Raw genomic sequence first — 14,633 nt, 5'->3', positions numbered from 1 at the left:
TGAAAAGATTCAATTGCTGCGATAGCACATCCCATCGACCCCTGCGCCGCGGCGGGTGCGGCCGGTCACGCCGCCAGCGCCGGCGCCGACTCCGTGATCGGCGTCAGGCGGTAGTGCGCGAGCACCAGCGCGGCGGTGCGGCGCCGGAACTCGGTCTGCAGGCCGATCCAGTTGTTGGTGTTGCGGCCGTCGGCCGTGGTGTACCAGCTGTGGCAGCCGCCCTCGTAGGTGGTGCGCGCGCTGCGCTCGCGGATCTCGGCGACGTAGTCGGCCTGGGCCTCGGCGGTGACCTCGACGGCCGCGAGCTTCTGCCGCTCGCGCGCCTGGAGCAGGCTGACGATGTAGCGCTGCTGGCATTCGAGCATGAAGATGATCGAGCCGGAGCCGAGATTGGTGTTCGGACCGTAGAGCATGAAGAAATTCGGAAAGCCCGCGACCGCCATGCCCAGGTAGGCCTCGGCGCCGTGCTGCCAGTTCGCATGCAGGTCGAGGCCGTCGCGGCCGGTGACCTTCATCGGCGCGAGGAACTGCGTCGCGGCGAAGCCGGTGCCCCAGATGATCGTGTCCACCTCGCGCAGCCTGCCGTCGGCGGTGCGCACGCCGGTCGGCGTGATCTCGGTGACGGCGTCGGTGACGAGTTCGACATTGGGTCGCTGCAGCGTCGGCAGCCATTCGTGGGTCAGCAGGATGCGCTTGCAGCCGATCGGATAATCCGGCGTCAGCTTCCTGCGCAGTGCCGGATCACGCACCTGCAGCCAGAACATCAGCTTCGAAAAACCCGTCACCAGACGCTCGGCCCACTTGTGGCCTTCGTAGGCATAGCCCAGCAGCTCGGTGATGCCATAGATGCGCCAGCGGTCGAGGTCGTGCAGGATCGGGAAGGTGTCGAGCAGCCAGCGCTCGAAGCGCGAGAACTGGCGGTCGAACTTCGGGATGATCCAGCCGGGCGAGCGCTGGAACACGTGCATCCGCGCGACCCTGGGCGCGATCGCCGGCACGAACTGGATCGCGCTGGCGCCGGTGCCGATGACCGCGACCGTCTTGCCGGCCAGGTCGTAGCCGTGGTCCCAGGTCGCCGAGTGGAAGGTCTTGCCCTGGAAGCGGTCAAGCCCCGGGATGTTCGGGATCGCCGGGCGGTGCAGCTGACCGACCGCGCTGACCACGGTGTCCGCCTCGATGCGCGCGCCGTTGGCCAGCGTCACGGTCCAGACGCTGCGACTCTGGTCGAAGGCCGCCGACCGCACCTCGGCACCGAAGCGCACGTGGCGCAGGAGGTCGTGCTTGCGCGCGCAGTGCCGGATGTAGTCGAGGATCTCGGGCTGCGGCGCATAGCGGTTCGACCACGGGTAGTGCGGCTCGAACGAGTACGAGTACAGGTGCGACGGAATGTCGCAGGCCGCGCCGGGATAGGTGTTCTCGCGCCAGGTGCCGCCGACGTCCTGGCCTTTTTCCAGGATCACGAAGTCGTCGATGCCGGCCTGCTTCAGGTAATAGCCCATGCCGATGCCGCCGAATCCGCAGCCGATGATTGCGACGCGGGTCCGCGCGGTCTGGGTGCTGTCCACGATGCGCCTCCGTTCCAGTGACGACTTGTTTTGTGCACGGCATCATGCCCCGCGATGGTCCCCGGGTGAATGACGTCGATGGCCAAGGTGTTGACAATTGTGGCCACCTCGCCAAGTGCCGTCACCCTCCATGGCCCGTGCCCAAGTCCGCCGCACCGTGATCAGCGCGAAAGTGCTGGTGCAGTTCGCCACCGCCCGCGGCGTCGAGCCGGCCGACAGCCTGCGCGACAGTGGCATCACGCCGGCGATGCTCGAACAGCCCAGGACCGAGATCGGCGCCGAACAGGAGCTCGCGGTGGTACGCAACATCGTGCGCCGCATCGGCCATCTGCCCGGCCTCGGGCTCGACGCCGGCCTGCGCTATCACCTGTCCACCTACGGCATCTGGGGCTTCGCGGTGCTGACCAGCCCGACCTACCGCAGTGCCGCGGAGATCGCACTGCGCTATCTCGACCTGACCTATGCCTTCGTGCACTTCCGCCTCGAAACGCGCGGCGGCGATCTCGCGCTGATTCTGGACGACGGCTCGATCCCGGAGGACGTGCGGCAATTCCTGTTCGAACGCGACTTCGCGGCGTGGTCCAACGCCGTGCACGAGCTGGGCGGCGTGCCGGTGGCTGCCGTGCAGTTCCGCTTTGCGCGGCCGGCCTACGCCGCGCGCTTCGCCGAACTGTGCGGCGGCGTGGCGCCGCGCTTCGACGCTGCGGAGAACGTGATCCTGCACCATGCCAGCGACGTCGATGCGCCGATGCTGCAGGCCGACCCGAATGTGTGGCGCCTGTGCCTGGCGCAGTGCCGCCAGCTGCTCGACGCGCGCCGGACGCGCAGCGGTGTCTCCGGCAAGGTGCGCGACATTCTCCTGCGTGGGTCCAGCGAGATGCCCGACATCCGGACGGTTGCCGCGGCGCTGCACGTCGCCCCGCGCAGCCTGCGCCGCCACCTCGAACAGGAAGGCACCTCGTTCCGCGAACTGCTCGACGAGGTGCGCCTGACACTGGCCGAGGAAATGCTCGGCACCGGCCGCATCAAGCTCGACGAGATCGCGCTGCGCCTGGGCTACGCGGAGGCCGCGAGCTTCACGCACGCATTCAAGCGCTGGAAGGGCGTGTCGCCGGCGGCGTACCGGCGGCAGCGCAGCGATTCGCCGTAGGAGCGGCCCATGGCCGCGATGCGGTGCGTGCACCGCGCCGAATGAATCGCGGCCATGGGCCGCTCCTACCTGGCAGGCTTGTTCACTCGCTCAGCGTCAGCGTCTGCGTGACGTGCCCGGCGATCTCCGACTCGCAGAAGCGCGCCGGCACCCAGCCGCTCTGCGAGTACAGCCGCGTCTGGTCGGCGTAGTGCGGCGAGGCCGGATTCGCGCTCTGCGAGTAGGTCAGGATCGTGCGCGCGTCCGGGCAGTCGTCGTCGTCGAAGTTCACCACCTGGATGAAGCTCGATCCGTGCACGATGTCCGGGTAGCCGGTACCGGCGACCCAGGGCGCGGTGATGGCATTGAACACGCCCATTTCGCCGGGGCCGCCGTGGATCGGGATCTGCTCGTCGCCGCGCGCCTCGAACTGCGTCGTGCGCAGCGTCACATCCAGCGGCAGGTCCGCAGACTGCAGGTCGCTGATCGCGTTGGCCAGCGCTTCCTGCACATGCGGGTTGGCGACGTTGAGGCCGCGCGGCGTGTGCACCGGATCGTTGACGTCGAAGGGCGTGCGCCAGGCGTCGGCGAAGCCGAGGTAGTTCGCCGAGCTGCCGGACGGCACGCTGGTGATGAACAGGTTCTGCGCGAAGCGGCGGAACAGCACCGCACCGGGACTGTCGAGACGGTCGCTGCGGTCCCACGCGGCGAGCACGTCGCAGGCCTCGCCGGTGACCACCGGCCCCGCCGTGCCGAGCAGCACCGGCGTCAGCCGGCAGAACGGGATCAGGTCGTCGAGCCACAGCTCGGCGGCGTGCTGGCGGTCGTTGAACAGCAGGTCCTGCATCTGCTGGCGGCTGAACGTGCCCTGCGCGAGGCGTTCCTCGACCATCACCAGGCCCAGGCGCGTGCGCATGCGCCGCTCGATGCGCTCGTCGCCGATGATGCGCGCATAGCCTTCCAGCGGTTCGTGCGGATTCGACAGCCAGTAGCTGTCGTTGGAGTTGGTGACGTAGTCGGCGCGGAACAGGTGCGGCATGTGCGACGGTCCGATCGTGCCGGGCTGCACCGCGTCGGCGTCGATGCGCCAGGCACAGGCGCTGCGCGAGCCGTCGAGGATCGGCAGGCCGAGCAGCTGCGCGGTGGCGACGCCGAGCACGCCGGCGCAGCTGATCGCCATGTCGTCGGGCACGTTGGGCGTCACCGAGATGTCCGCATAGAACGCCTCGCCGGCGCGGTCGGCGGCGATGGTGTTGACCCAGGGAATGCCCTGGTTGCGTTCGAGGATCTGCAGCAGCTCGCGCGTCGAGCGCGCGCGGTTCACGTCGAAGAAGTGGTTCACGTAGCGGAAGTTCGCGGCATTGGCGTCGGCCAGCGCATAGGCCTGCGCCGGCAGCCACGGGAACAGCGGCAGTCCGAGCACGCTGGTGAACACCGGCCCCCAGCGTGTCGTGTACAGCGTGCGCTCGACGGTGGCGACGCTGCCGTCCGGCTGCAGCGCCTCGACACTCAGCGCATGCGGGGTCATTGCTTCCGGCAGGCCATCGACCAGATAGCTCGTCGGCATGCCCGGCACCAGCGTCAGCTGGTAAGGCGTGAAGCGCCACGCGCTCGACACGGTGTGGCTCCAGGCCAGGTCCTTGTTGTAGCCGATCAGCACCAGCGGCACGCCGAACAGGCTGACGCCGGTCACGTCGAGCACGCCGGGGATCTGCAGGTGCGCCTGGTGGAAGCGCTCGGAGCCGTGCCACGGGAAGTGCGGATTGCCGAGCACCATGCCGCGGCCGGAGTCGGTGGCGTCGGCGCCGAGCGCGATCGCGTTGCTGCCGATCTGGATGCCCTGCCAGGCCTGCCCGAGCTGCGCCGCGACCTGTTCGCCGGTCGGCAGCGCCGCCGGCACGATGCCCGCCGTCGGCGGCTGCGCGCTGCCGATGCCGTCGATCGCGACGGCCGACGACGCCAGCAGCGCAAGCTGGTAGAAGCGGCGGTACACGTCGATCTCGCGGATCTCGCGCACCCAGGCCGCGCCGCGGCAGGTCGGATCCGGCAGGTTGGCGACGCCAACATCGCGCAGGTAGCGGTTGTAGCCGGCGACGTAACCGCGGATCAGCGCGCGCACCTCCGGCAGCGGCCCCTGCGGCGGCGGGAGCGCCAGCAGCTGCTCGACGCGCTGCTCGGCGATGATCAGCTTGAAGAAGAAATCCGAGTTGAGGTTGTTGTTGGTGGTGCCGTTGCCGGTGAAGATCCAGCTGGCGTCCGGCCCGAAGTACCTGCTGCGCTCACCGTTCACGGTGACGTAGCTCTCGGCGATCGTGCACAGGTTGTCCTGCGCGAAGGCGTAGGCGTAGCCGTAGCCCAGGCCCTCGTAGCTGTCGGCCTTGACGTGGACGACGCCGTAGTCTGTGCGGCGCAGCTCGGCCTTGAGCGTGCCGCTGCCGCCGCTCGACGGTGCCGTCGGCGAGGAATTGCCACAGGCGGACAGCAGGGCGGCAAGGGTTGCGGCGCTCAGGTAACGCGCGACGGACGACATCTTCAGGGCTCCTCGCTTCGGGGGCCGGCATGATGCCGAGCCGCAAACCTCAGATACAGCCGTAAAACCGACCTATCGCTGCGCACCGCGCATCCGATGCCGTCCTGCCCGCGCAGACGCGCATCCAGTCTTGCTGCCCCCGGCTCTGGATTCCCGCTTCCGCGGGAATGACGCCGGAACTCACGCCGCCGCCCGCACCCGCCGCGGCGTATCGCCGGTCCAGCGCCGGAAGGCTCGGTTGAACGCGCTCTGCTCGGAGAAGCCGAGCAGCAGCGCGATGTCACCGAGCGACAGCGAACGGTCGCCCAGGTACTGGCGCGCGAGCTGCTTGCGCGTCTGGTCGAGCAGCTGCTGCCAGGTCTGCTCGCGCGCGTCGAGGCGACGTTGCAGCGTGCGCACCGAAAGATGCAGTTCCTTCGCAGCGCGGCGCAGGCTGGCGTTGCCGTCCGGCAGCAGGCGCAGCATCACCTGCTGCAGCGCGCGGTCGAAGTCGTCGGGTTGCGGCTGGGCCAGCAGCAGCGCCTGCGCCTGGCGGTCGAGTACCGCGCGCAGGCCCGGGTCGGCCTGGCGCATCGGCATGGTCAGGTAGGCGGCCGGGAAGCGCACCCGCGTATGCGTGTCGCCAAACCGCACCGGACAGCCGAAGAAGCGCTCGAACTCCGCGTGCTCGGCGGCGTCGACCGGCGGGTTGACGAAGGCCACGAAGGACGGCGGCGGCGCGCCTTCGATCTGGCGGCGCACGAAGGTGACCAGCGCGGCGATCGCCACCGAATCGCCGAGGTGTCCGAGCGGCGGATCGCTGGGCGGCCAGCGGATCTCCATTTCGTTGCCGGTCATCACCGTGTCGGCGATGTCGACGCCGTAGAACAGGCGCTCGTAGCGGCGGTAGGCCAGCGCCGCCTCTCCGAGATTGCCGACCGAGGCGACGAGGTAGCCGAGCACGCCGACATGACGCGGCTGCACCAACGCACCGATCGCCAGGCCCGGCGCAATGTGGTCAGGGCGCAGCGCGACGGCCTTGCGCAGCCAGTCGGTCCACAGCGGCGTCGGCACCGCATCGTCCGCTGCACGGCTGGCGACGGCCGCGCGCAGCTCGGGCGCGGCGAGGTGCTCCTGGTCGAGCCAATCGACCAGCAGCTGCACCCACGCCCCTGTTACGCGCATCGCACTGGCCATCCGGCTTTGCCCCATTTCGTTTGGCATGGATGGTCAAAAAATGGGCGCCGATCGTCAAGCTTGAGCGGCGCCACCCGCGGAACAATGGCAGCGTCGGCAATGACCGAAGTGAGGAGAAGGCAGGATGAACCTGGTGGACGCGATGTTGGATGTGTGGACGCGCAGCGGACTGGCCGAGCTGTACGCGGTGATCGCGCCGTGGCTGGCGCTGGACGCTCGGCAGCTGATCTTCGTCATCGCCACGCCGGTGTTCCTGGGCGTCGCGTTCTGGGAATACCTGCGCATCCGTAACGACCGCCGGCTGATGGACACCGGCGAGGCCATCCGCAACTTCATGCTCGGCGCCGGCTACCAGGTCACCGAGCTGCTGTTCGCCGGCCTCATCGCCTTCCCGGTCTATGCGTTCGCCTACCAGCACCGCCTGCTCGACATCGAGCTGAACTGGGCCACCGGCGCGCTGCTGTGGGTGCTGACGGACTTCTGCTTCTACTGGTTCCACCGCGTCTCGCACCGCGTGCGCTGGTTCTGGTGCGCGCACGTCACGCATCACTCGTCGGAGCGCATGAACTTCTCGACGGCGATGCGCCAGAACGCGACCAACATCTTCAACGGCGGCTGGCTGTTCTACGTGCCGCTGGCCTTCGTCGGCTTCAACCCGGTGTGGATCGGCGTCTGCTACGCGCTGTCGCTGGTCTATCAGTTCTTCATCCACACGACGCTGATCCACAAGCTGCACCCGGCGATCGAGTACGTGTTCAACACGCCCAATCACCACCGCGTGCACCACGCGAGCAACCCGGGCTATCTCGACACCAACTACGGCGGCGTGTTCATCGTCTTCGACCGCATGTTCGGCACCTTCGCCGCCGAGCGCGCGGACCAGCCGATCCGCTACGGCATCACGCGGCCGGTGCACACGACCAGCCTGGTCGTCGCCTGGACGCACGAGTACGTGGACATGGTGCGCGACATGCTGCGCTCCGGCGCGCTGACCGAGCGCATCAAGCACCTGTGGATGCCGCCGGAGTGGGAACGCAAGACCGGCAGCTCCCGGTCTGCGGCAACGCAGTCGTAGGAGCGGCCCTACGGAGCTTGCGTCGCGGTCAGGCCGCCTGCGGCAGCATGCCGCGGATGAAGGACTCGCACTCCGGCTTGTCCATGTAGCGCGGCACGGCGTAGAACCAGTGCGCCTCGGACAGCGCCTTGTCGGCGATCTCGGGGATGTCCTGCGCGCGCAGCTTGTCGACCTGCGTCGGGATGCCGAACTCGGCGTTGAGCGCGCGCACCTTGGCGATGAAGGCGTCGGCGAGCTGCTCCTCGCTCTCGTTGCCCTTCTTCAGGCCGCTGACCTCGGCAAGCCTGGCCAGGCGCGGCGTGCAGTCCGGCTTCGAGAAGTCGAGCACGCGCGGCAGGATGATCGCGTTGGCCAGGCCGTGCGGCACGTGGTAGTAGGCGCCGAAGTTGTGTGCAATCGCGTGCACGTAGCCGACGCCCGCGGTGGTGAACGCGACGCCGGCCTTGAACGAGGCCAGCGCCATGTTCTGGCGCGCCTCGATGTTCTGGCCGTCCTTCACCGCGGTCGGCAGGTTCTGCATGATCAGGCGCGTGGCTTCCAGCGCTTCCCTGTCCGTCGCCGGCGTGTGGTTGCGCGAGATGTAGGCCTCGACCGCGTGCGTGAGCGCGTCCATGCCGGTGGCCGCGGTGATCGCCGGCGGCAGTCCGGTCATCAGCGCGCCATCGAGCGCGGCACCGATCGGCACCAGCTTGGGGTCCATGATCGCGAACTTGCGCGTCGTCGATGGATCGGACACGACCGCGGCGATCGTCACTTCCGAACCGGTGCCGGCGGTGGTCGGCACCGCGTACAGCGGCATCGGCTTGAAGATCACGCGCATCAGTCCGGCCATGTGCACGATCTTGTGCGGGTTCTTCGCGCGCGCCGCGATGACCTTGGCGGCGTCGATCGACGAACCGCCGCCGATCGCCAGGATCGCGGTGCAGCCTTCCTTGCGCAGCATCGCCAGGCCGGTCTCGATCTGCTCGATGGTCGGGTTCGGCAGCACGCCGTCGTAAACGACGAAGTTCACGCCGAGCTGCTTGAGCCTGTCCTGCATCGGCTGCAGCAGGCCGATCTTGACCAGCATCGCATCGGTGACGATCAGCAGGCTCTGCACGCCCTGCGCCGCGATGTGCTCGCACAGCTTGAGCGACGAGCCCGGCCCGCTGAACAGTTCCGGCGTGCGGAAGTTCAGCAGCTTGGTGGACCACTTCAGCAGAAACTGGAAGAACCTGAAGAACAGTACCTTGATCGAAAACGGGATCATCGCAGCCCCCAATCGTGTGAGCGGGCGCTTCTGGCGCCCGGTCCGGTCATCCGGAGGGCGCGATTGTCCGCTGCGGCGACCCGGCGCCGTCAATAGGGCAGCGCGATACCGGATGCTCAGGCGGCGACCGGCTGCGCACCATCGAGAGCCAGCGGCGCGGCCGCGCGCGGCCGGCTCGGCAAGGCGTGGCGCAGGATGCGCCAGACCACCTGGCCGAACTGCGACGCCAGCGAGCCGGTGTTGTAGTGCTGGCCATAGCGCGCGCAGATCTCGCGCACCACTGGCGCCATCTCGGCGTAGCGGCGCGCGGGAATGTCCGGAAACAGGTGGTGCTCGATCTGGTGGCTCAGGTTGCCGGACAGGATGTGGAACAGCGGCCCCCCCTTGAGGTTCGACGAGCCACGCAGCTGGCGCAGGTACCAGTGCCCGCGGGTCTCGTTGTCGAGGACGCTCTTGGGGAAGACCTCGGCGTTCGCCGTGAAGTGGCCGCAGAAGATGATCATGTAGGTCCACAGATTGCGCAGACCGTTGGCGACGAAGTTGCCCAGCAGCACCGGCATCCAGAACGGCCCGGCCAGCAGCGGGAACAGCACGTAATCCTTGAGCAGCTGGCGGCGCATCTTGCGGCCGACCGGACGGAACTTCTCGCGCAGCTCGGCGGCGCTCATCTTGCCGTGCCACCAGCGGCCGATGCGCAGCTCCTGGATGGCGACGCCCCACTGGAACAGCAGCGCGAAGACCACCGCGATCAGCGGCTGCGCGAGGTAGAACGGCTTCCACTTCTGTTCCGGGAACAGGCGCAGCAGGCCGTAGCCGATGTCGTCGTCCATGCCGCGGACGTTGGTGTAGGTGTGGTGCTTGAAATTGTGCGTCTTGCGCCAGTTGTCGGAGGTGCCGACGATGTCCCATTCGTAGGTCTTGCCGTCGAGCGTCGGGTCACGCATCCAGTCGTACTGGCCGTGCATCACGTTGTGGCCCAGCTCCATGTTCTCGAGGATCTTGGACAGGCCCAGCAGCAGCGTGCCCAGCACCCAGGCCGGCGCGAACAGGCCGAAGAACAGCAGCGCGCGACCCGCGGCCTCGGTGTAGCGCACGGCCGCGACGATGCGGCGGATGTAGCGCGCGTCCTTCTCGCCCAGATCGGCGACATGGCGCGCGCGCAGCGCGTCGAGTTCGGCGCCGAAACGCTGCAGTTCTTCGGCGGACAGGGGACGGCTGAGAGCGGTCGTCGTCATGGCGGTCAGAGATCGAGAATCAGGTCGGTGCAGGCGCGGCTGATGCACAGGCGCAGCGCACTGCTCGCTTCGGCGCTGCTGTCGCCGCTGTGCAGATCCTGCGTGGTGCCAGACAGCTTTCCGCAGGCGCAGGTGTTGCAGATGCCCATGCGGCAGCCGTAGGCGGGGGTCACCCCCTGCGCTTCCAGAGCCGGCAGCAGCGCCTGGCCCGCCGGGATTTCCAGGGTGCGGCCGCTGGCGCGCAGCTCGACGCGCACGGTGCCGGTCGCTTCGTCGGTCGGCATCGGCGGCGTGAAAGCCTCCGCGCTAAAGGACTGCGCGATGCCCTGGGTCAGCTGGCGCGCGGTCGCGACGAAGCCGGCCGGGCCGCAGGCATAGACCCGGCGCGAGGCCAGATCCGGCACGAGGTCCTGAAGCAGCACCGCATCGAGGCGTCCGCTGCGTTCGTTCACCAGCAGATCCGTTTCGCGCGTGAGCACCAGGTGCAGCCGGAAACGCGGCGCGCGCGCCGCCAGCTCGCGCAGTTCCTGTGCAAAGCACAGTTCCGCGCGCGTCTTGGCCCAGTAGATCAGCGTCAGTTCGGCCGGAAAGCCGTCCTGCGCGAGCTGGCGCGTCAGGCCCATCAGCGGCGTGATGCCGCTGCCGGCGGCGAGAAACAGCCAGCGGCCTTCGGGCCGGACCGCGAGCGTCATGTCGCCGAAGGCGGGGCCCAGCTCGACCACGTCGCCGACGCCGATGCGCCGGCACAGGTGCGTGCTCATGCGGCCCTGGTCGATGCGCCGGACCGTGATCGACACGCGGCCATCGGGACGCGGCAGCCCGGTCAGGCTGTAGCTGCGCGTGACGCGCACGCCGTCGATGTCGGCACTGACATGGACGTGCTGGCCAGGCACGAAGCCGGCGAAATGGCGGTTGGGCTGCAGCACCAGCGTGACCGCATCGCGCGCTTCCACGCGGCGTTCGACGACGCGCGCCAGCGGCCGTTGCCAGGACCAGGTCGGATGGAGTCTTGACGCCCAGAAATCGAAGACGTGCGGTGCCACCAGCGGGGACAGCAGGCGCTGGAGCGCGGTCGGCGTGGCGGCAGTCGGCACGGGAGATCCGGCGAATGGATGACACGGCCATTATACAGGTGACTGCACGACTGTCTATACAACTGTATATTAATGACGCCGTTATCATGCTGGACGTTTCCGTCCGGGAGCCGTCCCGTCGTGCCCTCCATCCGAACGCGTACCACCGCCGCGCGCCGCGCCCCTGCGGGCCGCAAGGCGGCGATCTCGCGCGACGACATCATCACGGCCGCGCTCAAGCTGGTCGGGCCGCATCGCAGCGTCTCGACGCTGAGCCTGCGCGAGGTCGCGCGCGAGGCCGGCATCGCGCCGAACAGCTTCTACCGCCATTTCCACGACATCGACGAGCTGGCGATCGCGCTGATCGATCTGGCCGGGCGCTCGCTGCGCCAGATCATCGGCGCCGCGCGCCAGCGCGCGACCACCGAGCGCAGCGTCGTGCGCAGCTCGGTCGAGACCTTCATGGAGCAGCTCGGCGCGGACGAGAAACTGCTGCACATCCTGCTGCGCGAGGGCACGGTCGGTTCGGACGCGTTCAAGCAGGCGGTCGAGCGCGAATTGCAGTTCTTCGAGAACGAGCTGTGCGCCGACCTGATCCGGCTGGCCGAGGCCAACGGCACCGGCCTCTACGAACCGGCGCTGACCGCCAAGGCGATCACGCGCCTGGTGTTCGCGATCGGCGCGACCGCGATGGACCTGCCGCGCGAGAGACACGCCGAGATCACCGAGCAGCTCGCGGTGATGGTGCGCATGATCGTCGTCGGCACGCAGACGATGGCGCAGAACCGGGCCATCCGGCCCTGATCTTTCAGGCCGGGATCACTGGGTGGTCGTGCCCGGATAGCTCGCTTCGAGCGCGCTGGCGTGCACGTAACCGCTGCGCCCGCGGACCAGGAACCAGTCCGCTTCGTCGGTGCGCGCCAGCTCGACGACCGAGGCCGGCGCGAGCTTGGCCAGCACCGGCGCCTTCAGCGAAGGCGAGGCACGCAGATTGACGCGGCTGGCGACCGTCATCGCCGGGAAGTAGTCCGCCTCGCCGCGCGATCCGCCGCCCTGACGGCGCGCCGCGGCGATGACCTGCTCGCGTTCCTTGTTGATGGCGAAGCGGCCGCTGTCGTTCAGGCGGCGATTCAGAGCCGCGACCTCGTAGTCCACGACCGCCAGCACTTCGTCGGTGAGCGTGGCGCAGGGCGCCTTCTGGATCAGCGTCCGCCCGCCGGAGTCGGCCTCGTTGGCGGCGGTGCCGCGCAGCCAGTGCAGATCGATGCGCAGCTGGTACAGGCAGGACTGCGCGTCCATGCGGCCGGCGACGATGCTGAGCGTCGGCTCGACGGCACGCCGCCCGTCGTGGCTGCGGACGGGTTCGAGCGGACTGGCGTACTGGCGCGTCGTCAGCTGCGCGCCGTCGGTGATGGTCTTCAGGAACGCGCCGAGTTCGCCGCGGATCTGCTGCGCCGGATTCGCGCACAACGTGGCCGGCGCCAATAGCGCGCAGACCAGCATCCCTGTGGTCAGTGCTTTCACCATGGTCCCCCCGGACCCCGACCCTCCCCTGCCCGAATGCCAAGGATGGTTGTTATCGACGGCTGACCCGGATCATAGGCAGGAAACCCGGGAATGGGCCAGACACCCCCGGGTAAATTCAGCCTACAGGGAAAACCCTCAGGGCGCCGATGCGATCGCCGCCGCCGGCAGCGCCGGCAAGACCACGCTCGACGCACGCGCCGCATCGCTGTAGATGGTCAGCGCGCCGACGGCCTGGTCGACCAGGTCGAGCAACGGCGGCAGGCCGTGCGGAAAGTCGCTGGCGCCGACGCTGACGCGCAGGCGGTGGCCCTGCTTGATGACGAAGCTCGACGGAAACACTTCGACCGGCAGCAGCACCGGCGTGTTCATGCCGACGGCCTCGCGCGACTCGGCGGTGAACGGGTGCCAGGGCTGGATCATCTGGCCGTCGAGGTAGCGCGAGCGCGCCGCATCGACCTGGCGCAGCGACGCGGTGAGGATGCCGTTGCTGATCTCGCGCGAGGCGCCGCCGGGGGCCACGTCGGTGATGCGCACCAGCAGCGACGCGTCGAGCGCGGTCGTCGCGATCCAGACATCGGCCTGGATCGGGCCGTTGACGACGTAGTCCTCGGCCATCGGCGCGCTGGTGAACGTCACTTCGAGCAGCGGATTCTCGTTGACGCGGTTGTCGCGGGTGCAGGGCAGCTGAAGGGCGCCGATCAGGCCGGCGGTCCACTGCGAGGTGCTGGTCGAGCAGATGCCGTTGAGCGGCTGCTGCAGGACGGTGTTGCTGCCTTCGCCCGCCGCGGGCGCATCCGTGCTGAGTGTCTTGTCGGCGCGCAGATACCAGCGCTGCGCGCGGGCCTGCGGATGCGGCCAGGCCGTCGTCGTGACGTAACGCTCCTCGCCGTAGTAGTACTGCGTGACCGCGGGCACCGTCGCGGCCCCGGTGTCCATGCCGCGCAGGTACCGGTCGAACCACATCAGTGCGATGCGATTCAGGTCCGGCACGCCGTCGCGCGGCAGGCCCTCGCCGCTGGACCCGCCGAGGTGCTGCCACGGACCGATCAGCAGCTTGGCCGTGGTGTTGCGCGCGATCTTCTCGTACAGCAGCGGCTCGCCGCGCTGGAAGATGTCGTTGAGGCCGCCGACGATGAAGGTCGGGATGCTCACGCGGTCCGCGACCTCGATCGGCGAGCGCGTGCGCCAGAACGGGCCATCGTAGTTGTAGCCGCCGACACCGATCGCGGACTGCGCGATCACCGGCACCTGGAAGCCGGTCAGCGCATTGACGATATGGCTGGCGATGATCTGCGGCGCCGCCGGGTCCGGCTCGGCCGGGAGCGCGCCCAGGCCGGTGACCAGGCCCATCCACAGCGGGATGAAACCGATGTTGGTCTGGCCGCCGCTGAAGACGATGTCGCGGTAACCGTCGGCCATCGGCACGATCGCGAACACCGCCTTGTGCGCCGGATGCCGGTGCGCCGCCGTGTAGATCTGCGTGATGCCCATGAACGACGCGCCCCAGGTGCCGACCGTGCCGTTGCTCCACGGCTGCGTCGCCACCCAGTCCATGACCTGTGCGTAATCGGCCTGCTCGCGCTCGCCGAATGCCTCCCAGTCGCCTTCGGACAGGCCGGTGCCGCGCACATCGACGCTGACGTGCGCGTAGCCGCGGCGCACGAAGAACTCGTTGTAGGCCGGAATCGCCGGGATGCTCTTGTTGTAGCCGGTCTGCGTCAGGATCACCGGCAGCGGCGCGCTCACCGCGTTGCCGCTCGCGTCCGCCGGCAGGGTCACGGTCGCCGACAGGCGCACGCCGTCGTCCATCGCGATCTTCGCGCCGGTGATCTGCACGACACCCGGGTAGTCCTCGGCGCGCTCGTAGGTGAACCATCTCGCAGCATCGGCGGCGCCGCCGCCCGACGATTCGCCGCCGCCGCAACCGGCCAGCACGGATACCGCAGCCAGAGCCATCGCTCCGGCGATCCACCACCATCCCGCACGCATCGTCTCGCTCCTGACCTCGCACCCGATGTCGTGAATCCTGCCATCATGGCAATCCGCGCTGATTGGCCGCCGCGCCCCGTTCGTC

Annotated in this window: 11 protein-coding genes; 3 read left to right on the top strand and 8 right to left on the bottom strand. The window is 68.7% G+C overall.

All coding sequences use genetic code 11. The features are described 5' to 3' along the window. Positions 1-65: 65 nt before the first annotated feature. Complete coding sequence (locus AAG565_RS07355; RefSeq protein WP_348818920.1) at positions 66-1,565, bottom strand: NAD(P)/FAD-dependent oxidoreductase; 1,500 nt, start codon at positions 1,563-1,565, stop codon at positions 66-68. A gap of 130 nt (positions 1,566-1,695) precedes the next feature. Between AAG565_RS07355 and AAG565_RS07350 the strand changes: the two genes are divergently transcribed. Beyond that, positions 1,696-2,715 (top strand): AraC family transcriptional regulator, encoded by a 1,020-nt coding sequence (locus AAG565_RS07350; RefSeq protein ID WP_348818919.1) that lies wholly within the window; start codon positions 1,696-1,698, stop codon positions 2,713-2,715. Between the two features lie 82 nt (positions 2,716-2,797). Here the strand turns inward: AAG565_RS07350 and AAG565_RS07345 are convergent, their stop codons facing one another. Next, a complete protein-coding gene (locus AAG565_RS07345) occupies positions 2,798-5,224 on the bottom strand; it encodes a penicillin acylase family protein (RefSeq protein WP_348818918.1) in 2,427 nt (808 codons plus the stop codon). A 180-nt stretch (positions 5,225-5,404) separates the two neighbouring features. After that, complete coding sequence (locus AAG565_RS07340; protein ID WP_348818917.1) at positions 5,405-6,427, bottom strand: AraC family transcriptional regulator ligand-binding domain-containing protein; 1,023 nt, start codon at positions 6,425-6,427, stop codon at positions 5,405-5,407. Between the two features lie 97 nt (positions 6,428-6,524). Here AAG565_RS07340 and AAG565_RS07335 point away from each other — a divergent pair, with 97 nt between their 5' ends. Further along, a complete protein-coding gene (locus AAG565_RS07335; protein ID WP_348818916.1) occupies positions 6,525-7,475 on the top strand; it encodes a sterol desaturase family protein in 951 nt (316 codons plus the stop codon). Positions 7,476-7,503: 28 nt separating this feature from the next. Here the strand turns inward: AAG565_RS07335 and AAG565_RS07330 are convergent, their stop codons facing one another. From AAG565_RS07330 to AAG565_RS07320, 3 genes are all read right to left on the bottom strand, one after another. Then, on the bottom strand, positions 7,504-8,724 hold the full coding sequence (locus AAG565_RS07330; protein WP_348818915.1) for an iron-containing alcohol dehydrogenase: 1,221 nt from the start codon (positions 8,722-8,724) through the stop codon (positions 7,504-7,506). A 116-nt stretch (positions 8,725-8,840) separates the two neighbouring features. Continuing rightward, positions 8,841-9,959 carry an acyl-CoA desaturase gene (locus tag AAG565_RS07325; protein ID WP_348818914.1) on the bottom strand — a complete coding sequence of 373 codons (1,119 nt, stop codon included), beginning with the start codon at positions 9,957-9,959 and terminating at the stop codon, positions 8,841-8,843. Positions 9,960-9,964: 5 nt separating this feature from the next. After that, positions 9,965-11,053: a ferredoxin reductase gene (locus AAG565_RS07320; protein ID WP_348818913.1), complete on the bottom strand. Its 1,089-nt coding sequence runs from the start codon at positions 11,051-11,053 to the stop codon at positions 9,965-9,967. Between the two features lie 120 nt (positions 11,054-11,173). Between AAG565_RS07320 and fabR the strand changes: the two genes are divergently transcribed. Continuing rightward, the gene (fabR, locus tag AAG565_RS07315) at positions 11,174-11,836 is read left to right on the top strand and encodes an HTH-type transcriptional repressor FabR (protein ID WP_348818912.1); all 663 of its coding nucleotides are present in this window, start codon (positions 11,174-11,176) and stop codon (positions 11,834-11,836) included. A gap of 15 nt (positions 11,837-11,851) precedes the next feature. Here the strand turns inward: fabR and AAG565_RS07310 are convergent, their stop codons facing one another. Continuing rightward, on the bottom strand, positions 11,852-12,556 hold the full coding sequence (locus AAG565_RS07310) for an SH3 domain-containing protein (protein ID WP_348818911.1): 705 nt from the start codon (positions 12,554-12,556) through the stop codon (positions 11,852-11,854). 138 nt (positions 12,557-12,694) lie between these two features. Continuing rightward, the gene (locus AAG565_RS07305; RefSeq protein WP_348818910.1) at positions 12,695-14,548 is read right to left on the bottom strand and encodes a CocE/NonD family hydrolase; all 1,854 of its coding nucleotides are present in this window, start codon (positions 14,546-14,548) and stop codon (positions 12,695-12,697) included. Between the last annotated feature and the right edge of the window lie 85 nt (positions 14,549-14,633).

The organism is Fontimonas sp. SYSU GA230001, assembly GCF_040066175.1.
In the GTDB taxonomy this organism is placed as follows: Bacteria; Pseudomonadota; Gammaproteobacteria; order Nevskiales; family Nevskiaceae; genus Solimonas.
Note: the sequence above shows the minus strand (reverse complement) of the source record. Positions and strands in the feature narration are given on the sequence as shown.